Origin of the sequence: Nocardia brasiliensis ATCC 700358, assembly GCF_000250675.2 — a bacterium.
Lineage (GTDB): Bacteria > Actinomycetota > Actinomycetes > Mycobacteriales > Mycobacteriaceae > Nocardia > Nocardia brasiliensis_B.
The window spans coordinates 7894457-7918269 of the sequence record NC_018681.1 but is presented as its reverse complement, the minus strand read 5'-3'; the positions used below and the strand labels follow the sequence as shown (position 1 = coordinate 7918269).

Annotated in this window: 21 protein-coding genes; 11 read left to right on the top strand and 10 right to left on the bottom strand. The window is 68.5% G+C overall.

Annotated features, from left to right (window positions below):
• Positions 1 to 25: 25 nt before the first annotated feature.
• The 6 genes from O3I_RS35250 (at position 26) to hpf (ending at position 6821) form a co-directional block, all read left to right on the top strand.
• Positions 26 to 673, top strand: a complete 648-nt coding sequence (locus O3I_RS35250) for a dTMP kinase (RefSeq protein ID WP_041563072.1) — start codon at positions 26 to 28, stop codon at positions 671 to 673.
• A 78-nt stretch (positions 674 to 751) separates the two neighbouring features.
• Entirely contained in the window at positions 752 to 1429 is a 678-nt protein-coding gene (gene mtrA / locus O3I_RS35245) for an MtrAB system response regulator MtrA (protein WP_014987817.1), read from the top strand.
• Between the two features lie 73 nt (positions 1430 to 1502).
• Complete coding sequence (gene mtrB, locus O3I_RS35240) at positions 1503 to 3389, top strand: MtrAB system histidine kinase MtrB (RefSeq protein ID WP_014987816.1); 1887 nt, start codon at positions 1503 to 1505, stop codon at positions 3387 to 3389.
• Positions 3386 to 5200, top strand: coding sequence for an MtrAB system accessory lipoprotein LpqB (gene lpqB, locus O3I_RS35235; RefSeq protein ID WP_014987815.1), 1815 nt, complete (start codon positions 3386 to 3388; stop codon positions 5198 to 5200). The genes mtrB and lpqB overlap by 4 nt, the downstream gene beginning before the upstream one ends.
• A gap of 39 nt (positions 5201 to 5239) precedes the next feature.
• Positions 5240 to 5881 (top strand): ComF family protein, encoded by a 642-nt coding sequence (locus tag O3I_RS35230; protein WP_014987814.1) that lies wholly within the window; start codon positions 5240 to 5242, stop codon positions 5879 to 5881.
• 181 nt (positions 5882 to 6062) lie between these two features.
• Positions 6063 to 6821 (top strand): ribosome hibernation-promoting factor, HPF/YfiA family, encoded by a 759-nt coding sequence (gene hpf / locus O3I_RS35225; RefSeq protein WP_063632292.1) that lies wholly within the window; start codon positions 6063 to 6065, stop codon positions 6819 to 6821.
• Between the two features lie 120 nt (positions 6822 to 6941).
• Here the strand turns inward: hpf and O3I_RS35220 are convergent, their stop codons facing one another.
• From O3I_RS35220 to O3I_RS35210, 3 genes are all read right to left on the bottom strand, one after another.
• Positions 6942 to 7457 (bottom strand): hypothetical protein, encoded by a 516-nt coding sequence (locus O3I_RS35220; protein WP_014987812.1) that lies wholly within the window; start codon positions 7455 to 7457, stop codon positions 6942 to 6944.
• A 68-nt stretch (positions 7458 to 7525) separates the two neighbouring features.
• Positions 7526 to 7957, bottom strand: a complete 432-nt coding sequence (locus O3I_RS35215) for a hypothetical protein (RefSeq protein ID WP_014987811.1) — start codon at positions 7955 to 7957, stop codon at positions 7526 to 7528.
• Between the two features lies 1 nt (position 7958).
• Positions 7959 to 8666, bottom strand: a complete 708-nt coding sequence (locus O3I_RS35210; RefSeq protein WP_014987810.1) for a helix-turn-helix domain-containing protein — start codon at positions 8664 to 8666, stop codon at positions 7959 to 7961.
• A 323-nt stretch (positions 8667 to 8989) separates the two neighbouring features.
• Between O3I_RS35210 and O3I_RS35205 the strand changes: the two genes are divergently transcribed.
• Together O3I_RS35205 and O3I_RS35200 are read left to right on the top strand one after the other, a co-directional pair.
• Positions 8990 to 10282: an acetyl-CoA C-acyltransferase gene (locus tag O3I_RS35205; RefSeq protein WP_014987809.1), complete on the top strand. Its 1293-nt coding sequence runs from the start codon at positions 8990 to 8992 to the stop codon at positions 10280 to 10282.
• Between the two features lie 46 nt (positions 10283 to 10328).
• Positions 10329 to 10811, top strand: coding sequence for a GNAT family N-acetyltransferase (locus tag O3I_RS35200; RefSeq protein ID WP_014987808.1), 483 nt, complete (start codon positions 10329 to 10331; stop codon positions 10809 to 10811).
• Positions 10812 to 11284: 473 nt separating this feature from the next.
• On the opposite strand, the gene O3I_RS35195 is transcribed toward O3I_RS35200, so the two are convergent.
• From O3I_RS35195 to O3I_RS35185, 3 genes are all read right to left on the bottom strand, one after another.
• Positions 11285 to 11527: a hypothetical protein gene (locus O3I_RS35195; RefSeq protein WP_014987807.1), complete on the bottom strand. Its 243-nt coding sequence runs from the start codon at positions 11525 to 11527 to the stop codon at positions 11285 to 11287.
• Positions 11528 to 11725: 198 nt separating this feature from the next.
• Complete coding sequence (gene bluB / locus O3I_RS35190; protein WP_014987806.1) at positions 11726 to 12361, bottom strand: 5,6-dimethylbenzimidazole synthase; 636 nt, start codon at positions 12359 to 12361, stop codon at positions 11726 to 11728.
• A gap of 118 nt (positions 12362 to 12479) precedes the next feature.
• A complete protein-coding gene (locus tag O3I_RS35185; RefSeq protein WP_014987805.1) occupies positions 12480 to 13736 on the bottom strand; it encodes a fatty acid desaturase family protein in 1257 nt (418 codons plus the stop codon).
• Positions 13737 to 14122: 386 nt separating this feature from the next.
• Here O3I_RS35185 and O3I_RS35180 point away from each other — a divergent pair, with 386 nt between their 5' ends.
• Positions 14123 to 15121: an endonuclease/exonuclease/phosphatase family protein gene (locus O3I_RS35180; RefSeq protein WP_014987804.1), complete on the top strand. Its 999-nt coding sequence runs from the start codon at positions 14123 to 14125 to the stop codon at positions 15119 to 15121.
• A 51-nt stretch (positions 15122 to 15172) separates the two neighbouring features.
• On the opposite strand, the gene O3I_RS35175 is transcribed toward O3I_RS35180, so the two are convergent.
• The 4 genes from O3I_RS35175 to O3I_RS35160 all read right to left on the bottom strand — a co-directional run bounded on the left by O3I_RS35175 (position 15173) and on the right by O3I_RS35160 (position 19954).
• The gene (locus O3I_RS35175) at positions 15173 to 16612 is read right to left on the bottom strand and encodes a fatty acid desaturase family protein (protein WP_014987803.1); all 1440 of its coding nucleotides are present in this window, start codon (positions 16610 to 16612) and stop codon (positions 15173 to 15175) included.
• 105 nt (positions 16613 to 16717) lie between these two features.
• Positions 16718 to 17875, bottom strand: coding sequence for a ferredoxin reductase (locus O3I_RS35170; RefSeq protein ID WP_014987802.1), 1158 nt, complete (start codon positions 17873 to 17875; stop codon positions 16718 to 16720).
• A gap of 113 nt (positions 17876 to 17988) precedes the next feature.
• Entirely contained in the window at positions 17989 to 18528 is a 540-nt protein-coding gene (locus O3I_RS35165; protein WP_014987801.1) for a DUF6912 family protein, read from the bottom strand.
• A 10-nt stretch (positions 18529 to 18538) separates the two neighbouring features.
• Positions 18539 to 19954, bottom strand: coding sequence for a WS/DGAT/MGAT family O-acyltransferase (locus O3I_RS35160; RefSeq protein WP_014987800.1), 1416 nt, complete (start codon positions 19952 to 19954; stop codon positions 18539 to 18541).
• 22 nt (positions 19955 to 19976) lie between these two features.
• Between O3I_RS35160 and O3I_RS46965 the strand changes: the two genes are divergently transcribed.
• Positions 19977 to 20675, top strand: coding sequence for an Rv3235 family protein (locus O3I_RS46965; RefSeq protein WP_337587873.1), 699 nt, complete (start codon positions 19977 to 19979; stop codon positions 20673 to 20675).
• Positions 20676 to 20910: 235 nt separating this feature from the next.
• Positions 20911 to 23775, top strand: coding sequence for a preprotein translocase subunit SecA (secA, locus tag O3I_RS35150; RefSeq protein WP_041563070.1), 2865 nt, complete (start codon positions 20911 to 20913; stop codon positions 23773 to 23775).
• Positions 23776 to 23813 lie beyond the last annotated feature (38 nt).

Sequence of the window (23813 nt, the reverse complement as noted above, 5' to 3'; positions counted from 1 at the left end):
CCGGGTGCTGAGTACCCTGCCTGCCATGGGAGCGTTGATAGTCGTCGAAGGGCTGGACGGGGCCGGTAAGCGGACGTTGACCGATGCCGTCACCGCGCGGCTGCGTGCGGACGGGCTACGCGTCGCCTCGTTGGCATTTCCGCGCTACGGCCGCTCGGTGCACGCGGATCTGGCGGCCGAAGCGCTGCACGGCGCGCACGGCGACCTGGCGGCGTCGGTGAACGCGATGGCGCTGCTGTTCGCGCTGGACCGGGCGGACGCCCGCGACGAACTGGCGAAGTTGTTGGCGGACAACGACATCGTGCTGCTCGACCGGTACGTCGCGTCCAACGCCGCCTACAACGCGGCCCGGCTCGAGCAGTCCGCCGAGGGCGCAATCGTGGGCTGGATAGGCGAATTGGAGTACGAACGGTTCGCGTTGCCCGCCCCCGCGGTGCAGGTGCTGCTGGACGTCTCGCCGGAGCTCGCGGCCGAACGAGCCCGGCGCCGAGGCGAACTCGACAGCAGCCGGGCGCTCGACGCCTACGAGCGGGACGCGCGACTACAGCAGCGCACCCTCGCGGTGTACCGTGAGCTGGCCCAACAGAACTGGTACGGCCCGTGGTGGATATTCCGATCCGGTGACGATCCAGCCACGCTGGCCGCGCGATTCGCCGATTTGATTACCCGATAGGGTTAGATGTGCGGCGGGTTCGTACCAGTGTTGGCGTGGCGACCCGATCCTGGCCTGGGAGATGACAACATAGTAATTATGAAGCCGAAGATTCTGGTCGTCGACGACGATATGGCGCTCGCTGAGATGCTCACGATCGTCTTGCGCGGGGAAGGGTTCGACCCGCATGTGGTCGGCGACGGCACACAGGCCCTCGCGGCGGTTCGGGAGATCCGCCCCGATCTGGTGCTGCTGGACCTGATGCTGCCCGGCATGAACGGCATCGACGTGTGCCGGGTGCTGCGCGCGGATTCGGGCGTGCCCATCGTGATGCTGACGGCGAAGACGGACACCGTCGACGTCGTGCTCGGTTTGGAGTCGGGCGCCGACGATTACATCGTCAAGCCGTTCAAGCCCAAGGAATTGGTCGCCCGGGTGCGCGCCAGGCTGCGCCGCACCGAGGACGAACCCGCGGAGATGCTCTCGATCGCCGATATCGTCATCGACGTGCCCGCGCACAAGGTGACCCGCGGCGGACAGCAGATCTCGCTGACGCCCTTGGAGTTCGATCTGCTGGTGGCGCTGGCCCGCAAGCCGCGTCAGGTGTTCACCCGTGAGGTGCTGCTCGAGCAGGTGTGGGGGTACCGGCACGCCGCCGATACCCGACTGGTCAACGTGCACGTCCAGCGGTTGCGCGCCAAGGTCGAGAAGGATCCCGAGAATCCGGAGATCGTCTTGACCGTTCGTGGTGTCGGCTACAAAGCTGGACCACCGTGAGCACACGCGTTGCACGGGTCGTGGCCGCCGCGTTCGCCCGGACGACGGCGCCGGTCGCCGTCGAGGCGCGGCCGTGATCCGTCGCTCCAGAAACCAACTGGAGCGGGCGCTGGCGGCAGCGGGTGCCCGGTTCGCTGAGCTGGGTGTCCTGCTGGGCCATCTGTGGCAGCGGTCGTTGCAGCTGCGCGTCGCGGTCTCCACGATCACCCTCTCGCTGATCGTGATCACGATCCTCGGTGTGGTGCTGACCGATCAGATCACCAGCCGCATGCTCGACACCAAGATCAATGCCGCGGTCGAGGAGATGTCGCGTGCCCGCAACGCGGTGCACGGCCAGCTGTCGAGCATCCAGGACGCCAACACCCAGACCCGGCTGGTCGAGGCTCGCAACACGCTGTCCAGCGGCGGTAGCCCGCAGACCGGTGTCGCGGGCAGCTACGACCTCGCGCTGGTGATGGTGGACGGCAGCCAGCAGGAACTCACCGCGGGCCCCATTCAGGACGTGCCCGTCGAGCTGCGCAACTTCGTCCGGCGCGGCCAGGTGAGCAGGCAGTTCACCACGATCTCGGATTCCAGCTGGTACCACGGCCCGGCGCTGATCATCGGCAGCCCGAGCGTCGACGTGCCGACGCTGGAGATCTATCTCATCTTCCCGCTGGCCAGCGAGGCGCGCAGCCTGTCGCTGATGCGCGGCACCATGATGATCGGCGGCATCGTGCTGCTGGTCCTGCTCGCCGCGATCACCGCGCTGGTCACCAGGCAGGTGGTGCTGCCGATCCGGTCGGCCGCCCGGATCGCGGGCCGCTTCGCCGACGGCAGGCTCAAGGAACGCATGCTGGTGCGCGGCGAGGACGATATGGCCCGGCTGGCGCAGGCGTTCAACGAGATGGCCGAGAGCCTGTCCAATCAGATCACCCAGCTCGAGGAGTTCGGCAATCTGCAGCGCCGGTTCACCTCCGATGTCAGCCACGAACTGCGCACCCCGCTGACGACGGTGCGGATGGCGGCGGATCTGATCCACGGCAGCAGTGACGATCTCGATCCCGCGCTGGCGCGCAGCGCCGAACTGCTGGTCAACGAGCTGGACCGGTTCGAGGGACTGCTCAACGACCTGCTCGAGATCAGCCGCCACGACGCGGGTGTGGCGGAGCTGCAGGTGGAATCGCTGGACGTGCGGATGTGCGCGCGGGCGGCCATCTCGACGGTGCGGCACCTGGCCAAGGACGCCGGCGTCGAGGTCGTGATCGATATGCCGGAGGAGCCTTTGGTCGCCGAGGTCGACCCACGCCGGGTGGAGCGGGTGCTGCGCAATCTGCTGGCCAACGCCATCGATCACAGCGAGGGCAAGCCGGTGCTGATCCGGATGCGCGGCGATCTGGACGCCAACGCGGTCTCGGTGGTGGTCCGCGATCAAGGCGTCGGGCTGCGGCCCGGCGAGGAGAAGCTGGTCTTCAACCGGTTCTGGCGCTCGGACCCGTCCCGGATGCGCCGCTCCGGCGGCACCGGTCTGGGCCTGTCGATCAGCGTCGAGGACGCGAACCTGCACGAGGGCAGGCTCGAGGCCTGGGGCGAGGTCGGCGTCGGCGCGAGCTTCCGGCTGACGCTGCCGCTGGTGCGGGGCAAGAAGCTCGGCGCGAGCCCGCTGCCGCTGGAACCCGTGCGCAAGCAGGCGGCGGCCCGGCAGGCCGAACTGGAGATCGTGCCGAGTACGACCGAGCCGGAACCGGAGGCCGCGCCCGGGGAGACCGTGTCGTTCCCGTCCGGCGGGACCGCGGTCTTCGCGTCGGGCAACGGCTCGACGGCGGTGGCGCCGTCGCACGCGGCGACCGGCCCGGACGCCGAGCCGAGCGCGCCCAGCGCGGATGCGGCCGCACCGGTCGCCCGAGCGGGCGGACCGGACGACGAATCGTCACCGCCGGGTGCGGATCCGGCGCGCAGATCCGGGGACGTACCGTTATGAGCATGCGAGTCGGTTCCGCGCGCAAGCAGCGGCTGTTCGCGTTCGGCGCGGCCGTGCTGGCCGCGCTCGTCGTGCTCTCCGGGTGCGCGAGCCTGCCGGAATCCTCGGCGCCGCAGGCCCTCGGCACGATCAACCGGGAACCCACCTCCGAGGGCCCGCCGCAGCCGCAGCAGGGCCGCGACCCCGACCTGCTGCTGCGCGATTTCCTCTCGGCCACCGCCGACCCGACCAATCGGCACCTGGCGGCCCGGCAGTTCATGACCCCGTCGGCCGCCGCCCAGTGGGACGACGCCGCGGGCATCACCATCGTGGAGAAGCCGGACACGTTGCGCGAGTCGCGTTCCGGGGACAAGGCGACCTATCGGGTGCGGGCGCGCAAGGTCGGCGAGCTCAAGGCCGACGGCTCCTACCAGGCGACCGCCGATCCGCTCGAGAACAAGATCGAGATGATCCGGGTCAACAACGAGTGGCGCATCGACGAACTGCCCGACGGCGTGGTGATGGACTCCGTCGCCTTCGGCAAGTCCTACCGGCGCTACGTGCTCTACTTCGTGGATCCGACCAGCAGCTCGGTCGTTCCGGACCTGCGCTGGATCTCGGTGCCCAAAGTGCAGCTGACCCAGCGGCTGCTCAGCATGCTCGGCGAGGGCACCCAGCCCGCGCTGACGCCGGTGCTGCGCAACGAGCTGGCCCAGCCGATCGCCCTGCGCGGCCCGGTCACCAAGGCCAACGGCGACCCGGACGGTGTGGGGGTGGGCGTCGGCGGCGTGCGCATAGATTTCGCGGGCGCCTCGGCGCTAGCACCGCGTGATCGCGAGCTACTCGCCGCGCAGGTGGTGCTCACCCTCGCGGGCGCGGACATCATCGGGCCGTATGTGCTGCTGGCCGACGGCAAACCGCTCGACGACCGCTTCTCGGCGAGCGGCTGGGCGGTGGCCGACGTACAGCAGTTCAGCGCGGCGATGAACGGGCGCAACCAGATCGGGCTGCACGCGTTGCGCGGCGGCACGCTGGTACAGGTGGCGAACACCGGCGCCGTCACGGCCGCGCCGGGCTACTTCGGCGCGGTGAACAACCTGGTGTCGGCCGCCGTCTCGCCGGACGGGCAACTGGTCGCGGGCGTGGCCGACGCGGGCCGGCCCGCACCCGAACAACCGCGCACCCTGATGATCGGCACCTACGGCGGCAACGCGATTCCGGTCGCCGAGGGCGGCACCATCACCCGGCCGTCCTGGAATATCGACGGCACCGCCGCCTGGGCGGTGATCGACGGGGATCGGGTGGTCCGGGCGGTGAACGACCGGACCACCGGCACCGTCTCGGTGCAGGATGTCGACATCTCCGCGCTCACCGGCGGGGCCGGCTCGGCCTTCCGGCTGCCGATCACCGAGCTACGGGTCTCCCGCACCGGGGTGCGCGCCGCGTTGATCGCCGACGGCAAGGTGTATGTCGCGGTGGTGGTGCCGAAGCCGGGCGGCGGCTACGCGCTGACCTCACCGCTGCCGGTCGGCGTCGATTCGAGCACGGCCGCGGTCTCGGTGTCGTGGTACGGCAGCGATCGGCTGATCATCGCCAGGGAGGGCAACGTCGATCCGATCGGTGCGGTGTCGATCGACGGATCGGGGTCGCAGGCGTATACGAGCCGGAACCTGACGACGCCGGTGCGGCAGGTCAGTGCCTCACCGGAGCACCAGTACGCCGCCGATTCCCGGGCGGTACTGGAGCTGACGACGAATCCCGACGAGCGCGAACCGTATTGGCGGGAGGTGCCGGGCCTCGGCGCGAACGCCGTCCCGGTGCTGCCCGGCTGATCGCCGGGCCGTGTCGGTGGGTGCGCGCACACTCGGGCGATGCGCACCCTCCTCGATCTGATCCTGCCCAGCGCGTGTGCCGGCTGCGGGCAACCCGGCGTGGGCTGGTGCGCCGCCTGCGCGGCCACGCTGACCGGCCCGCCGGTCCGGGTGCGGCCGCGGCTGGATCCCGGGGTGCCGTGCTGGGCGCTGGGTCCGTACCGCGGCCCGGCGCGGCGAGCGGTGTTGGCGGCCAAGGAGAGTGGGCGCACCGATCTGGCGGCGCCGATCGGCCGGGCACTGGCCGGTGCGCTGGCGCGCCTGCGCGGCGATCGGCCGCTGGTGCTCGTGCCCGCGCCGAGCCGGCGGGTCGCCGCGCGACGGCGCGGCGGTGATCCGGTGGTGGCCGCGGCGGAGATAGCCGTGAGTTGGCTGCCCGATAGCCGGATGGTATCCGTGCTGCGGGTGTGGTGGGGTGTGCGGGATTCGGTGGGCTTGACACCCCGTGAACGCGCACACAATCTGCAGGACAGGGTGACCACCGTACCCGGTTCCGCGGCGCTGTGCCGGATCGCGGAAAACACCGAGGTAGTGGTGGTGGACGACGTGCTGACGACGGGGGCGACGGTGCGCGAGTCGGTGCGCGCGCTGGCCCGGATCGGGGTACCGGCGCGCGCCGTATTGGTTACCTGTGCTGCTTGACTCCGGGAAATTTGCGTGAACACTGGCGCACTCCCGAATGTCGTACTAGCGTCGCGATCACACACCCGAACCGGGAGTTTGGAGGTGGCGCCTCGGACATCATGTGCCGAGAGATTCTCGATCGGCACGGCTCATCCCGCCGCACGCAGTTCGCCTGTGCGGCCATATCCGGGAGGTACGCGTGACGACTTCTTCACGACCTTCAGTGCAAGATGCTGATCCTTCGGTGCTGGACGATCGCACCGTGGACGTGACCGAGCAACCCATTGCGGATCGAGCCAGGACGCCCCGTGCGGACGTCGTGGTCAAAGGTCGCAATGTCGAGGTTCCGGATCACTTCCGAATCTATGTCGCGGAGAAACTCTCCAGGCTCGAACGCTTCGACCCGTCGATCTTCATCTTCGACGTCGAACTCTTCCACGAGCGAAACCGTAGGCAGCGCAAGAGTTGTCAGCGCGTCGAGATCACCGCACGCGGTAAGGGCCCCATCGTGCGCGCCGAGGCGTGCGCCGACAGCTTCTATGCCGCACTCGAATCGGTGACCGCGAAGCTGGAAAGCAGGCTGCGCCGCACCAAGGACCGGCGCCGGGTGCACTACGGAGACAAGACCCCGGTCTCCGTCGCCCAGGCCACCGCCGATCTGGTGGACGATTCCCTGTTCGCGCTGCCGAACGGGTCCTCCGCCGCGCACGATCACCCCGACGGCGGCAACCACCACCGCCCCGAGAACACGCCGGAGAACCCGGATTACGCGGCGGGGCCCGGCCACATCGTCCGCACCAAGGTGCACACCGCGACTCCGATGTCCGTCGACGACGCCCTCTACCAGATGGAACTCGTCGGCCACGACTTCTTCCTCTTCCAAGACCGCGAGACCGACCGACCGTCGGTGGTCTATCGCAGGCACGCCTTCGACTACGGCCTGATCCGGCTCGCATAGAAGGTTCGTTTTCGTCCGCCGCTCCGGGTGTTCAGCGCGTTCGTTGGATACCCGGAGACGCTGACCTGATCGGTATCTCCGTTTCCCGCACGACAATCCGCTCGTCGCGCCGCGGTGCGCTCACCGGCGCCGGTCGCGGAAGAACGTCCGATGCAGCAGGGAATCGCGCCGAGGCGGGCGCATGGCGTGCAGCATGACCATGTCGGCGAAGGTCTCCGCGTCGCGTTCCCGGCTGGTGCCGTAGTCGGTGCGGCCGAGCACGTGCGCGATGGATTCGGGGGAGATGGAGGGCAGTAGTTCCGCGACGGTGGGGGCGGTCGGCTCCGGTCCGCCCTCGGCAGGCTGTTCCGGGCCGTGGCCGAGCAGCATATGGCCGAGTTCGTGCACGATGATGTGCTCGGCATGCCATTCGGTGGTGTCGGCGCCGTAGACGATCACATCGCTGTCGTGCTTGGCGATCCACAGTCCGCTGCCGGTGCCGCAGCCGGTGCCCGCGAGCAGCGCGGTATCGATCGGCACCAGGCTGATGGGCCGGCCGCGATAGGCGGCGACATCGTCGAGATAGCTCGACAGGTTCCACGGGTGCGGTATCGGGACATCCCGGGTCAGGTTCCGGAACCGGGCCTGCATGGCCATGCGATTTCACTCCTACAGCAAGCTCAGTGCCCCCATGTAGGTCACGATGTTACCGACTGACTCGTCGGTCAGGTGCGGTCCGTGCTCTCGATGATCCGGGCCAGGATCGCCTGGTCCACATTCGAGCCGCGCAGTGCGATGCTCGAGACGTTGGCATCGCGCATGGTGGCGAGCAATTCCAATTCCCGATCGATCGCGCTGGCCGCCGGACCCGAGGTGGTCAGGTAGTCGGCCGCCACGCCGAAGCTCTGCGCGATCGCCGCGAGCACGTCGAGTTCGACTGTCGTGCCGGGAATCTCGCCGTCGAACTCGCCGCCGCGCAGGCGTTCCAGGTAGCTCGGCGCGATGACCCGGCTGAGATACCCGCCGGCCTGTTCGGCGACGGTCGCGGTGCTGCGCTCAGGGGCCGAGCGGGGATGCACGACGGCGAACAGTCGATTGATCTTGTGACTCAGCGTGAGAGTCGCGCCGCTCGGCGCGTCGTCGGTTTTCTCCGTCACCTCAGTACCCGCCGTTTCGACTCGCGGTCGTGTCCACGTTGGCCGCCAGCCAGCGTGCCCGGAACTGTGCTTCTGTCGCAGCATCGACGTCCTCTGATCGTCCGGCCAGCCAGCGCCGGTAGCGCCGTTCGTGAAGTTCGGTGGTGTCGCTGGACTCCGCGGGCACCTCGAGCAGGTGCGCGAAGGCCATCTCGACGAGCGGGTGCAGCTGCCTGCCCGGGCCGCCGTTGCGTTCCAGCATGGCGGTCGCGTAGCGCGCCGACAGCTTGGAGACCACCTGGTTGAGTTCGCTGATCGCGGCGACCACCTGCGGGTGGGTGGTCCGGCCGTGTTCGACCGCGTCGTTGAGCCGGCCCGCGGCCGCGAGCAGCCCGGTGAGGTCGGCGAGTTCGAAGCGGATCGAGTCGGGCCCGGCCACGACGGACTCGCCGGGCTGCCGCGCGGCGGGTGCGGGCTCGTCGGCGGCCGGGGTGCCGCCGGCGTAGGTGCGCGCGGCGCTCCCCGGGAGCCAGCGCAGCGGCGCATCGAGTTTGTTCAGCGTGGTCGTGCTGATCGCGGCGTCGCCGTCTTCGATCTTGCGAATCGTCGGTGCCGAAGGTCCCCCGAGGTCGCCGATCTGTAACTGCGTGAGGCCGAGCTCGTCCCGGCGCTCCTTGATGATTCGGCCGAATCGCTTCTGGCGCCGCGACAGCTCCGAAGGGCTATGCATAGTGCGCTTCAGAGTAGAGCCCGACCACGTCAGAAAGCAAACCAATAGAAAAGGTTTGAAAAATCAGTGGAAATATTGCTACTGTTCTGACGCGCCGAGGTTTCAGCCGACATCGGTCTTGCGGAGTGTTCCGGGACGAGCAGGGGCGTTCGTCGGAACGGGCGCCTCCGGTCTGTTGCGCAACGGCGCGTGGCAGACCGGGTTTCAGCGACGGTGGAGGGGATCGCCGCTGCTGTGCACGGGTCACCGTCGGCGAAGGGGGTCGACGGTGAACTTACTTAGGAGTAAGTTTGGTGGCCATAGATCTCTCGAAAGGAAATCGCATGGCCACCAAGGCTGCTCGCCGTGCCGTTATCGTGTCCGGTGCGCGCACGCCGTTCGTGCGTGCGTTCACCGGATACACCCGGATGGATTCCATCGCGCTCGCCGATGCCGCGGTCCGGGGCCTGCTGGAGCGGACCGGGCTGCCCGGCGCCCAGGTAGAGGCCATCGTCTGGGGCGGGGTCATCCTGCCCAGCGCCGCGCCGAACATCGCCCGTGAGATCGCCCTGGACCTCGCGCTCGACCCCGGCTGCGAGGGCCACACCGTGACCAGGGCCTGCGCGTCCGGGCTGCAGGCGGTCACGTCCGCCGTGGCCGCGATCGAGCGCGGCGAATACGACATCATGATCGCCGGCGGCAGCGATTCCACCTCCAATGCCGAGGTGAAGCTGCCGCAGTCGGTGGTGCACGCGGCGGCGCCGCTGGCGCTCGGCAAGCCGAAGCCGAAGGACTACCTGGCCGCGATCCGGCAGCTCGCGCCGTTCACCGACATCCTGCCGAGCCGGCCGAAGATCGCCGAACGCACCACCGGCGAGGTGATGGGGGAGTCGGCCGAGAAGATGGCCCGCATCCACGGCATCAGCCGGGCCGACCAGGACGAGTTCGCCGCCCGCTCGCATCATCGGGCCGCCGCCGCAATCGAATCGGGCCGGTTCGACGACGAGGTGCTGCGGGTTCGCACGCCCGAGGGCGTCGAGATCGACCGCGACGGACTGGTCCGCGGCAACACCAGCATCGAAAAACTGTCGAAACTGAAGCCGGTTTTCGCCGAAAACGGCACAGTGACCGCGGGCAATGCCAGCCCGCTCACCGACGGTGCGTCCGCCGTGCTGCTGATGAGCGAGGAGAAGGCCGCCGCGCTCGGTTACCGGCCGCTTGCCGCCTTCCGCTCCTGGAGCTACGTCAGCGTCGACCCCACCGACCAGGTGCTGATCGGCCCGGCGATCTCCATGCCGCGGGCGCTGGACAAGGCCGGAATGTCGCTGGGCGACATCGATTTCGTCGACATCCACGAGGCCTTCGCGGCGCAGACGCTGTCGGTGCTGTCGGCGCTGGCCAGCACCGAGTGGGCCAAGACGCGGCTCGACCGGGACACCGCCGTCGGCGAGGTCGATATCGACAAGCTCAATGTGCACGGCGGTTCGGTATCGCTGGGGCACCCGTTCGGCGCCACCGGCGCGCGGATGGTGACCACGATGGCGAACGAACTGGCCCGCACCGGCAAGAACGCCGCGCTGCTCGGCATCTGCGCCGCGGGCGGCATCGGCGCCTCGGCCGTGCTGGAACGGGTCTGACCGAAAACCGGTTGAGCAGGCCCCGGTCGGCGCAGTACCAAGGCGTATGACCGAATCGACCGGGGCCGCGCCGCGGCGCATCGAGCTGCGCCGCATCGACCGCGAAAACCTCTACGCGGTATGCAGTTTGAGTGAGACGCTGAGCGCGCAACAGCGTCCCATGGTGATCGACAACGGCGTTTCCATTGCCGAGGCCCACTTTTCGGACTGCCTGTGGTTTCGCGCCGTCTACGCCGACGACGCGCCCGCCGGATTCCTGATGGTGCATCACGGGCTGGACGAGGACCACCCCGACCTGCGTGGTGTGTTCCTGTGGCGCTTCATGGTCGCGGGTCCGGCGCAGGGACGCGGGATCGGCCGGGCGGCGCTGCGCGCGCTCGTGCAGCGATTGACGGCGCGGGGCACCCGCGAGCTGTACACCAGCTACGCGACCGGGCCGGGTAGTCCCGCGGGGTTCTATCGGTCGCTGGGCTTCGTGCCGACAGGACGGATTCTGGACAACGAGCACGAGGTCCTGCTGCGCTGGTGAGCGCCCACCCAGGGATCACACCTGGCGCAGTGCCTTTCCAGGTCGGCGCAGTGCTCGCGGGCTTGCGCAGTGCTTCGGTTGGCGCTGTGGTGTCGGGTTGGCGCAGTGCTTCAGGTTGGCGCAGTGCGTCGCTGGCGCTGTGGTTTCGGGCTGGCGCTGTGCTCTCGCGTTGGCGCAGTGCGTCGCTGGCGCAGTGCTTCGGGCTGGCGCAGCGTTTCGGTTGGCGCTGTGGTGTCGGGCTGGCGCAGTGCTTCGTCGGCGCTGCTTTTCGGCTGGCGCAGTGGTTTCGGGTCGGCGCAGCGCTTTCAGGTTGGCGTAGTGGTGTCGGGCTGGCGCAGGGTTTCGGCTGGCGCAGCGTTTTCGGGCTGACGCAGCGCTTTCGGTCGGCGCCGTGCTTCAGGTTGACGCCGTGCTTCAGGCTGACGCCGTGCTTCACGCTGGCGCAGTGCGCTTTCGGGCGATCCGGGTGGCGGTCAGCGGTGCCGGGCGCGGGTGGGTGGCAGCAGCGGCACTGTGCCGTCCGCCGCGGGACGCGTCCGGAACACGTGGGTGTCGCGCTTCGGGGTCTGCGGTTTGCGGACCTCGTCGGCGATGATCCGCAGGCACGTGTCGTGGTTGGACTCGCCGGGGCGGCCTTCCCTGCGCAGGCGCAGCATTGCGTGTGCCAGATCGATGCCAAGCTCGTTCGACAGCCGGACGGCGTCGACATTGGCCATGGCAAACCTCCTGAGCCGAAGAACGCTGCATCCGAGATGGGTGCGTACAAGGACGTACCCATTTGATGAGCAGCTGAACCCCACGACCCCGACCCCCATGCCTCCGGTCGTGGCGCGGGGACGCAGACATTCTGCGCGGATGCACTGGGACACGCCGCACGACGCGCCGGATTGTGCATCAAAATGCAATACAGCGAACTACTTTCGGTAGACCTCGTGATGCACGGCCTCGGCCAGCGGCCGCCCGGCGCGCCAGCCGAAGCGTTCCAGATCGGGGATCTGCTGGAAGCTGTGCACCGGTCCGGCGCACAGCCACGCGACCGGATGCACGCCCGCGGGCAGCCCGACGAGTTCGGCGAGGAATTCCGGCGCGTAGAACGACACCCAGCCGACCCCGATGCCCTCGGCGGTCGCGGCGAGCCAGAGATTCTGGATCGCGAGCACCGTGGAGAAGACGCCGGTTTCGGGGACGGTGGCCCGGCCGAGCACCTGCGGGCCGCCGCGGCCGGGATCGTAGGTCACCACGATCCCGGTGCCGCTCTCGACGATGCCCTCGATCTTGATCGGTTCGAAGGTCGCGGCCCGGTCCGGCGGGAGCGCGTCGCGGAACTCGACGCGCTTGTCCGCCACGTGCGCGGCGAAGGCGCGCAGCGTGGCCGGGTCCCGCACCACCACGAAATCCCAGGGTTGCGAATTGCCGACGCTGGGCGCTCGGTGCGCGGCCTCCAGCAGCCGCCACAGCGTGCTGTCGTCGAGCACCTCGCCGGTGAACTCCGCCCGCACGTCGCGCCGCAACCGGATCGCGTCGTAAACACTCAGACCGTCAGCACCCACGCGCTCAGTCAACCAGCCGCGGACCCCGCAACGAACACGCACCCTTTCCGTGTTCGCGCACCCGCTGTGCCATGCGAAAACGGGTGCGCGAGGACGGAAAGGGTGCGGGAGCGGCGGGTCAGCCCGCGTACGCGGGGGTGCGGCGGTTCAGGCGCCGGCGGCCTGCGGCCAGGGCGGTGCGCAGGCCGCGCCGCTTGCCGGTGACCGGGTCGATGGTGGCGACGGTGTTGCCCGCGAACTTGCGCTCCGAGGCGGTCTCCGGCGCGTCGTCGGCGGTGTCGCGCAGGTACTTGTTCGGCAGCGAGAGCTTGAGGATGGTGCGCCAGGCCTTGAAGTACTGCACCGGCAGCGAGCCGGTGGTGTAGGGCAGGTCGTACTTCTCGGCGAGCTCCCGGACCCGGACCGCGATCTCGGCATACCGGTTGCTCGGCAGATCGGGGAACAGGTGATGTTCGATCTGGTGGCTCAGATTGCCCGTCATGAAGTGGGTGAGCGGACCGCCGGAGATGTTGGCGCTGCCGAGCATCTGCCGCAGGTACCACTGGCCCTTGGTCTCGTTGTCGATATCGGCCTTGGTGAACTTCTCCGCGCCGTCGGGGAAGTGACCGCAGAAGATCACGGCGTTGGACCACACGTTGCGGATGGCGTTGGCGGCCAGGTTCGCGGTGAGCGTGGTGACGAAGGCCGGACCGGTGAGGGCGGGGAAGATCACGTAATCCTTGAGGATCTGCTTGCCCATCTTGGTCAGCGCCTCGGTGCGCTTGCGGTCGAACTCGGCGCGCTCGGGCGTACCCGGCTTGAACCGGCCCGCGGCCAGCTTGCCCAGCTCCATGTGCTGGATCGAGACGCCGTATTCGAACAGCAGCTGCAGCACCAGGTTGTAGATCGGGTTGCCCAGGTTGAACGGCTTCCACCGCTGGTCGCGGGTGACGCGCAGCAGGCCGTAGCCGATGTCGTCGTCCATGCCGAGCACGTTGGTGTACTTGTGGTGCAGGTAGTTGTGCGTGTGCTTCCAGTGCTTGGCCGCGCCCGCGTTGTCCCATTCCCAGGAGCTGGAGTGGATTTCCGGATCGTTCATCCAGTCCCACTGCCCGTGCATGGTGTTGTGCCCGATCTCCATGTTCTCGATGATCTTGGCGGTGCTGAGCATGGCGACGCCGGCGATCCAGGCGGGCGGCAGGAAGCTGGCGAACAGTACGCCGCGGCCGCCGATCTCGAGCGCGCGCTGGAGCCGGATGACGTTACGGATGTAGTTCGCGTCGCGCGCACCGCGCGATTCCTCGATATCGCGACGAATCGCGTCGAACTCCGCGCCGAGTGCTTCCACGTCGGCCTCGGTGAGGTGTGCGTATTCCTTGACATCCGAGATCGCCATGGCGGTTACAGTACCGTAAGTTACGTGACCGTAGGTTACGAGCTGCCCCGCAGCGGTGTGGCAAATCCCCCATTGCGAACACGATCAGAAGATGGTAGTTGAAGGGCGTCCGCAGTACGGCGTAAAGCCTTCTCCCGCACAGCCTTCCAGCACGGCCGTCAGTCACGCGGCCGCTAGATTTTGCACCCGCGAACCCACTCCGCGCAAGCTGTGCGCTTCATTTCGGGTATTGCGGCGGGAAGTAGGCCACGCGTCCGGTCATCGATCCCCAGTTGCCGTACGAACGGTACGCCTACCGGCCTGTTTGCCGAATTTTCCCCTTTCGGACATGCCTGGTTCCGAACATCGGCCTAACTTTCGGCGTTCCCGACGAACGGAGTCAGCTCATGCGATTATCCAAGGCGTTGCTCGCCGTCCTGCTGCTGGCGGGCATCGCCACCGTGGGGCTCGCGCCCGCCGCGCACGCCCGCGATCACGAACGAATCCGCGTACTCACCTGGAACATCCTGCACGGGGGTCGCGAACCTACTCCGGCCAATCTGAACGATCTGATCGATCAGATCGTCGAACTCCAACCGGACGTGTTCTTCGCCGTGGAGACCTACGGTTCCGGCGACATCATCACCGACGCGCTGACCCGGCGCGCCCACAACGGCCGCTATACCGGCGTGCGGGTCACCGACCGCCCGGCCGGATCGGACAACCTGTGGATCTTCACCAAATACGAAGTGGTCGCGACCTATCCGAAACCGCAGGGCGGTCCGGCGAGCGATTTCCACTTCGGTGGTGTGCGCGTCCGGGTGCCGGACGACGGCGAGCTGAACCTGTTCGCCACCTGGCTAACCTACACCGACCCGTGGGACGGCTATCTGATCGACGAGAACGCGACGGATCTGCGCGACGGCAAAGCCCCGAGGCATTCGGTCGACGCGGTGGTGCGGGCCGAGCGCGCGCAGACGCAGTACATCAGCGACATCATCGGCACCCAGTTGCCGCAGATGTTGGGCGGCAACACCGCGCCGGTGCTGCTCGGCGGTGACTTCAACACGCTGCCCGGCGCCGATTGGACGCCCGCACAGGCGAACTGCCCGAACCACTTCGGCGCGAGCTATCCACTCCAGGCCACCAAGGTGGTCACCGATGCCGGGTTCGTGGACACCTTCCGCGCGGCCAACCCCGATGTCTGTGCGGCGCCGGGCCGGACGTGGAGCCCGCTGCCCAGCGAGCCGATGCTCACGCAGCAGCGGATCGATTTCACCTTCGCCCGCGGCGACATCGAGGTGCGCTCGGCCCGGATCGTCGACACCCGGATGCCGAAGCACGGCCCGGGAGTCTTCTACTCCGATCATGCCGCTGTGGTCAGCGATCTGAAGGTGCGCTGGTAAGTGCGGAGTGCGCACCGGTACCCGGATGCGGGTACCGGTGTTCCGGGTCGGTCAGCGGCTGCGCCGCAGTCGCCACAAAGCCTTCTCGCGCACGGCCTTTCGGCGCAGCGAAGCCTGCTCCTGGCGGGCGCGGTCCTGCAGGGCCTGGGTGGCCTCGCGCAGTACCACCTTTTCGTGCTCGGCCTTCTCTTTGAGTGCGCGCTTGGCTTCGCGCAGCATCTCCTTCTCCTGCTGGGCCTTCTCCTTCAGCACCACCTTGGCCTCGCGCAGGGCCGAGCGCAGGCCGCGGCGCTGCCCGGTTTCCGGGTCGACGCCGAGCCAGTGCGCCGTCTCCGCGCTGGGCAGCGACGGCAGCGTGATGCCCGCGAACTTGCGTTCGGAGGAGGTCTCGGGCGCGTTGTCGGAGGTGGCCTTCAGGAAGCGGTCCGGCAGGGCCAGCTTGTGGATGGTCCGGAAGGCGAGCAGGTACTGCTTGCCGAGCGAGCCCGTGGTGTACGGCAGGTCGTACTTGTCGCACAGTTCGCGCACCCGCACCGCGATCTCCGGGTACCGATTGCTCGGCAGGTCCGGGAACAGGTGGTGCTCGATCTGGTAGCAGAGGTTGCCGCTCATGAACGCCATGGCGGGACCCGCCTTGAAGTTGGCACTGCCGAGCATCTGCCGCAGATACCATTCGCCGCTGGTCTCGCCCTCGAGCTGTTCGATGGTGAACTTCTCGGCGCCATCGGGGAAGTGGCCGCAGAAGATCACGGCGTAGGCCCACAGGTTGCGGATCAGATTCGCGGTCGCGTTCGCCTTCAGCGTCGACTTGAACGCCGGGCCGGTGAGCGCCGGGTAGAGCAGGAAGTCCTTGGTCACCTGGCGGGCGATCTTGCGGCCGAACTCCACGTTCGGCGGGGACATCACCTCCCAGCGCGGGGTGTCGGCCAGTTCCTTCTCGATGCTCCAGTCGTGCAGCGCGATGCCCCACTCGAAGGTCGCCGCGAGCACCAGGTTCGCCACCGGCTGCACCAGGTGGATCGGCTTCCACGGCTCGTCGCGGGTCATCCGCAGGATGCCGAAGCCGAGGTCCTCGTCCTTGCCGAGCACGTTGGTATAGGTGTGGTGGGAGTAGTTGTGCGCCCGCCGCCACTGCGACGAGGGCCCCGTCATATCCCACTCCCAGGAGCTGGAGTGGATCTCCGGATCGTTCATCCAGTCCCACTGCCCGTGGCTGACGTTGTGCCCGAGCTCCATGTTCTCGATGATCTTGGCGACCGACAGCAGCGCGGTGCCGGTGAGCCAGGCCCACCGATTGCGGCTGCCGAACAGCACCGCGCGCCCGGCCACCTCGAGGCCGCGCTGCGCGGCGATGGTCCGCCGGATGTACTTCGCGTCACGTGCGCCACGCGACTGCTCCACCGAACGCCGGATCGAATCGAGTTCCTGCCCCAGTGTCTCGATGTCGGCCGCCGTGAGATGGGCGAACGCCTGAATATCGGTGATGGCCACCGGGGGTCCTTTCCCTACTCGATTTGCTTCGAGGGTACCCAAGGGCGCCCCGTGCTGCCGTGTCGTCGTCGCCGGGCCGCGTTGCCCGGCGCGCCGCGGCGTCGTCTAGACGTCGAGCGTGCAGTCGCCCGCCGCGGCGGAGATGCAGGTCTGCACCTTGTCGCCTTCGCGATGCTCGTCGCCGTTGCGCAGATCGCGCACGTAGCCGGAACTCAGTGTCACGACACAGGTTTGGCAGATGCCCATCCGGCAGCCGAACGGCATCTGCACGCCGGCCGACTCGCCCGCTTCGAGCAGGCTGGTCGCGCCGTCCACCTCGACCGTACGCCCGGTCTTGCCGAAGCTGACCGTGCCGCCCTCGCCCACCGCGGAGCGCTCGATCTCGAATCGCTCGACGTGCAACTGGTCGGCCAGGCCGGCGTCGCGCCAGTGGTGCTCGATCTCGTCGAGCATCGCGGCCGGGCCGCAGGCCCAGGTCTGGCGCTCGCGCCAGTCGGGGAACTTCGTGTCCAGGTCGGCCAGCGCGAACTTGCCCTGCTCGCCGGTGAGGTGCAGGTGGGAGGTGAAACTGGGGTACCGGTCGTGCAAATCGCGCAGTTCGGCGCCGAACATCACGTCCTGCGCGGTGTGCGCGGAGTGCAGGTGCACCACGTCGGTGACCAGATCGCGCCGGTCCATCGCCCGCAGCATCGCCATGACCGGGGTGATGCCGCTGCCCGCGGTGAGGAACAGCACCCGCTCCGGCGGCGGATAGGGCAGCACGAAACCGCCCTGCGGCGCGGCCAGGCGCACCACGGTGCCGACCGGGACGCCACTGACCAGATGGCTGGACAGGAATCCCTCCGGCATCGCCTTGACCGCGATCGAGATGACCCGCTTACCTCCGACGCCCGGGTCCGACCAGTTCGGCGGGCAGGTCAGCGAGTAGGAACGCCAGTGCCAGCGACCGTCGACGAGCACACCGATGCCGATGTACTGACCGGGTTCGTATTTGAAGTCGAAGCCCCAGCCCGGCTTGATCACCAGGGTGGCCGAGTCGGCGGTTTCCTTGCGCACGTCCACGATTCGGCCGCGCAGCTCGCGCGCCGACCACAGCGGGTTGGCCAGGTGCAGGTAGTCGTCCGGCAGCAACGGGGTGGTGACCCGGGCCACGGCTCCCCGCAGCACGTTCAACTTGCCGCCGCGTTCGGCGACGCTCGCGGCCGGAGCTTCCAGCCACTCCCGCACGCCGCGCACGGAGAATCCCCCATTTTTCGAGCTCATCGCTGCCGTTCATCTTCCTGTTCGTCGGATGCGCTGCCCACGCCACAGCAAGGTTACGGCATCGTAGGTTCGGCCGGGGAGCGCCTCGGGCCGCGGTCCGGTGACCGCGCGGCTCAGAGCAATTCGAGCAGGAACGGCAGTTCCTGCGCGGCATACCAGGCGAGCTGGTGGTCCTCGGCGTCGCCGAGCACGAATTCGGCGTCGGTGTCGCCGAGGTCCGCCGCGTCCACCACGTCGACGGCCTTGGCCACCTCCGGTTCGGCCTGGGCCAGGTCGACGTGCACGCTGCCGATCTGGTCGTAGGTCAGCAGTCCCGGCAGCTTCACCACGGCGTCGTCGAGATCGGGCCGCAGCTTCGCGCCGGTCACGTCGGCGGCGATCACCGCGCGCCGATAGACCGGGCGGCCGGTCGGCACCGGCTCGGCGTCGTCGGCCGGTTCGTCGAGATCGTCGCGTTCGGCGGCGAGCAGGCGCAGCGAGGCCCGCGCGGCCTCGCCCATCGCGACCTCGGCCAGCTCCTCGTCGTCGCCCGAGGCGTAGGCCTCGCGCAGCGCCGGGGTCACCGCGAACGCGGTCCCGCCGACCGGGCGCAGTTCCCGGTTCGCGACGAGCTCGCGCAGCATCGGCACCGTCGCGGGAATGTAGACCCGCATTTTCTCCTGATCAGACGCAGGCACCGAGCATCTCCTCCATGGAATCGCGCACCGACGCGGCCAGCACGCCGATGTCGGCCATCGCGTCGCGGTCGGCGTTGAGTCCGTAGAAGACCCGTCCGTCGTAGGACGTGATCCCGATGCTCGAGGCCTGATTGCGCAGCAGCGGCGACACCGGATACATCTCCAGCATCCGCGCGCCGCCGATGTACATCGGCGTCTGCGGACCCGGCGCGTTGGTGATCACCAGATTGAACGTGTGCTCTGCGAACGTACTCGCCGCACGCACACTCATCGCATGCAGGCTCGCCGGAGCGAACCCGGCGAGATGGACCAGGGTCCGGGCCCGCACCCCGCGCCGCTGCCTGCCGTTGGCCTCGGTGGCGTGCGCGATGTGCGAGAGCCGCATCACCGGATTGGGTTCGCCGACCGGCAGATCGATCAGGAACGAGGACACCTCGCTCGCCGGATTCAGCCGGGCGCCGTCCACCCCGTCGACGTACACCGACATCGGCACCACGGCCCGCAGCGTGGTCGGCTCGGTGAGCGTCTCGCCCCGCGACAGCAGCCAGTTGCGCAACGCGCCGGTGACCACCGCGAGGATGACGTCGTTGATCGAGCAGTCGAAGCGCTTGCGGATCTTGCGGTAGTCCTCCAGTTCGGTCCGCACCACATCGAAGCGCCGGTTGCGCGAGATGCGCGCGTTGAGCGGGCTGTCCGGGGTGCCGCTCGCCGCCGCGCGCACCGCGGTGACCACCGAGTCCACCGCCCGCCCGGCGGCGCCGATCACCGCGAACGCCTGGCCGCCCGCGTGCCTGGCCACCTCGAGTGCTTCGCGCGGCTGCGCGGCCAGGTGGGTCAGCGCGCCGAGCAGCAGTTCCATGTCGTCGGGCTCGCGCGGGGCGCGCCACGCGTCGTCGGCGAGTTCGCGCGGTGACGGGCCCGCGTCGAGCACGACGTGCCCGATCTCGAGCGCGGTATCGCCGTCGACCAGCGCGGAATGCGTCTTGGTGAACAGCGCGCAGCGGCCGTCGGACAGGCCCTCGATCAGGTACATCTCCCACAGCGGCCGGGTCTGGTCGAGCGGGCGCGAGGACAGCCGGGCGACCAGCTCGTGCAGCTGGGCGTCGGTGCCCGGGGCGGGCAGCGCGGAGCGGCGGATGTGATAGGTGATGTCGAAGGCGCTGTCCTCCACCCAGACCGGACGCCCGAGCGCGAGCGGGATCTCGCGCACCTTGCGGCGATAGCGGGGCACCAGCGAGAGGCGGGCCTCGACCAGATCGACGAGCCGGTCGTAGTCCAGCGCGGGGACCGCGGAATCGGGATCGGTGTGCCGCAGGATCGCGAGGGAGCCGATATGGATCGGATTACTGCTGGACTCGAGCCGGTAGAAGGACGCGTCCTGCGGGGTCAGTCTCGTGATCACGCTGCCCGGTGCTCCTTTTCCGATGCCGTCTCACGCCCCATTGTGCTGTCGCCCCAACGATTCAGCTTGTCCGCTGTGGCGTATCCGGCGATATCGACATTCCCCTTTACCCGTCCTGGCTTCCGTGGCAGGCTGTCTGATTCGAGCTCGGGGACTCGATTCGATCACAGGGGGACATGGGATGCACAGTCGGCGACCGTCGCTTTCGCCCGCGCCACATTTCGAACCGCCGCTGGACCGTGATCGTACGGCCGGGGATCAGCCGCGGCCTGCTGCGTCGTCACCACGAGCGGCGTTGCCCTGCCGTCGCATGCCGTCACACAGCGGGTCTTCCGCACGGGCCGCGGGTCGACGCGCCCGGCACGACGGACGCCTTACATCGTACGGGACCGAGACCGAAACAGGTTCGGCGGCACATCGATTCGCGGAGAATTCGCTGCGGCTGGTGCTCGAGGTGCTCGACGGCAGGCGACCGGTCGCGCAGGTGCGGCCGCTGACCTCCGCGTCGGTGTTCGCCGCGCTCGAGACGCTGGCCCGGACCGCGCCGCGGGGCGCCGCCCTCGGGCCCGCGCAGCTGACCAAGATCGGCGTCGAACCTGCGGGGCCGAAAACCGCCGAGGTGTACGGCACGTACCAACGTGGCCACCGGATCTTCGCGGTCGCCGCGCGGGTCGCGTTGCATCGGGCGGGCTGGCAGCTGACCGCGTTCCGCGTACTGTGAGTACCAGGGCGGACGACACGGCAGGTGCCCCGGTGCCGGGTGACTACGCAGGCTCGTTCCTGCGGCGTGACCGAACACCGCTGCTTGTCGACGCCTACGATCGGCACCGCATTACCATGAACCGTGCAGCGGAATCCGCGCCCGGCGCGCGAGCCCGCACGCCGGCCGGGTGTCCACCCTCGGCCCGGCGCCGATCGACACGACTGACACACCGACCAGAGGACTGACGAGACCCGTGCCTGCGCTGACACTGACGAGGTTGCTACGGATTGGTGAGGGTCGCATGGTCAAGCGGCTCGCCAACTTCGCCGACCAGGTTCTCGAACTCGAGTCGGAGTACGAACAGCTCACCGACGCCGAGCTGCGCGGCAAGACCGACGAGTTCCGTGAGCGCTACTCCGACATGGTCGAAGAGGGGCACTCGGATCCGCTCGGTGCGCTGATGGCCGAGGCCTTCGCGGTGGGCCGGGAGGCCTCGTGGCGGGTGCTGAACCAGAAGCACTACAAGGTGCAGATCATGGGCGGCGCGGCGCTGCACACCGGCAACATCGCCGAGATGAAGACCGGTGAGGGCAAGACGCTCACCTCGGTGCTGCCCGCCTACCTCAACGCGATCAGCGGCGACGGCGTGCACATCGTCACCACCAACGACTATCTCGCCAAGCGCGACTCCGAGTGGATGGGCCGCGTGCACCGCTTCCTCGGGCTCGAGGTCGGCGTGATCCTGTCCGGCATGACGCCCGCGCAGCGCCGGGTGTCCTACGGCGCCGACATCACCTACGGCACGAACAACGAGTTCGGCTTCGACTACCTGCGCGACAACATGACGCACTCGCTCGACGATCTGGTGCAGCGCGGGCACAACTTCGCCGTGGTCGACGAGGTCGACTCCATCCTGATCGACGAGGCGCGCACCCCGTTGATCATCTCCGGCCCGGCCGATGCCTCCAGCAAGTGGTACGCCGAATTCGCGCGCATCGCACCGCTGTTGAAGAAGGACCTGCACTACGAGGTCGACATCAAGAAGCGCACCATCGGCGTGCACGAGGCGGGCGTCGAGTTCGTCGAGGATCAGCTCGGCATCGACAACCTGTACGAAGCGGCGAACTCGCCGCTGGTGAGCTACCTGAACAACGCCATCAAGGCCAAGGAGCTCTACACCCGCGACAAGGACTACATCGTCCGTGACGGCGAAGTGATCATCGTCGACGAGTTCACCGGCCGCATCCTGGTCGGTCGCCGCTACAACGAGGGCATGCACCAGGCGATCGAGGCCAAGGAAGCGGTCGAGATCCAGCCGGAGAACCAGACCCTGGCGACCATCACGCTGCAGAACTACTTCCGCCTCTACGACAAGCTGTCCGGCATGACCGGTACCGCCGAGACCGAGGCCGCCGAGCTGCACCAGATCTACAACCTCGGCGTGGTCCCGATCCCGACGAACAAGCCGATGATCCGCCAGGACCAGTCCGATCTGATCTACAAGACCGAAGAGGCCAAGTTCGCGGCCGTGGTCGACGACGTCACCGAGCGGCACGAACGCGACCAGCCGGTGCTGATCGGTACCACCAGCGTCGAGCGCTCGGAGTACCTGTCCAAGCAGTTCACCAAGCGCGGCATCGCGCACACCGTGCTGAACGCCAAGTTCCACGAGAACGAGGCCGCGATCATCGCCGAGGCCGGCCGGCCGGGCGCGGTGACCGTCGCGACGAACATGGCCGGCCGCGGTACCGACGTCGTGCTCGGCGGCAACCCGGACATCATCGCCGACCTCATCCTGCGCAAGGAGGGCCTGGACCCGGTCGAGACGCCGGACGCCTACCAGCAGGCCTGGTTGCCGACGCTGGAACAGGTGAAGTCGCAGACCAAGGCCGACGCCGACCGGGTGCGCGAGGCGGGCGGGCTCTACGTGCTCGGCACCGAGCGGCACGAGTCGCGTCGTATCGACAACCAGCTGCGTGGTCGTTCCGGCCGGCAGGGTGACCCGGGCGAGTCGCGGTTCTACCTGTCGCTGGGTGACGAGTTGATGCGCCGCTTCAACGGCGCCGCGCTGGAAGCGATCATGACCCGGCTCAACCTGCCCGACGATGTGCCGATCGAGGCCAAGATGGTCTCGAAGGCGATCAAGAGCGCGCAGACCCAGGTCGAGCAGCAGAACTTCGAGATCCGCAAGAACGTGCTCAAGTACGACGAGGTGATGAACCAGCAGCGCACCGTCATCTACGGCGAGCGCAACCGGATCCTGCGCGGCGAGGACATGGAGGGCCAGGTCCAGGAGATGATCACCGACGTGATCACCGCCTACGTCGACGGCGCCACCGCCGAGGGCTACGTCGAGGACTGGGATCTGGACAAGCTGTGGACCGCGCTCAAGACGCTGTACCCGGTGCGCGTCCGGCACCAGGACCTGGCCGGAGAGACCGCGGTCGGCGACGCCGGTGACCTGACCCGCGAGGAACTGCTGGACGCGCTGCTCGACGACGCGCACGACGCCTACGAGCGGCGCGAGGCCGAGATCGACGGGCTGGCCGGCCAGGGCAGCATGCGTAATCTCGAACGGCAGGTGCTGCTTTCGGTGCTGGACCGCAAGTGGCGCGAGCACCTCTACGAGATGGACTACCTCAAGGAGGGCATCGGCCTGCGCGCGATGGCGCAGCGCGACCCCCTGGTGGAGTACCAGCGTGAGGGCTTCGACATGTTCTCGGCGATGCTCGAGGGGTTGAAAGAGGAGTCGGTCGGCTTCCTGTTCAACCTGCAGGTCGAGGTGCAGCAACCGCAGCCCGAGGGTGTCTCGATCGACGCGGGCCTGCGCTCGCCGGTCGGCGCGATGTCCGCACCGCGTCCGCTGCCCACCGAGGAGGCGCCGGCCGGTAACGGCAGCGCCGCCCCGGCGGCCTTGCGCGCCAAGGGCATCGACGATCCCAACCGGCGGGGCTTCAGCTACTCGGGCCCGACCGAGGGCGGTGGCCGCGCGGTGCACAGCGACGCCGAGGAGTACGGCGACGAGGACACCGGCAACACCACCCGGCGCGAACGCCGCGAGGCCGCCCGCGCTCAGTCCAAGCCGAAGCGCGCCCCCAAGCCGCGTCGTCGGCACTGAGACAACTCGAACAGGAAAGCGCCCCGGAGCTTCGGCCC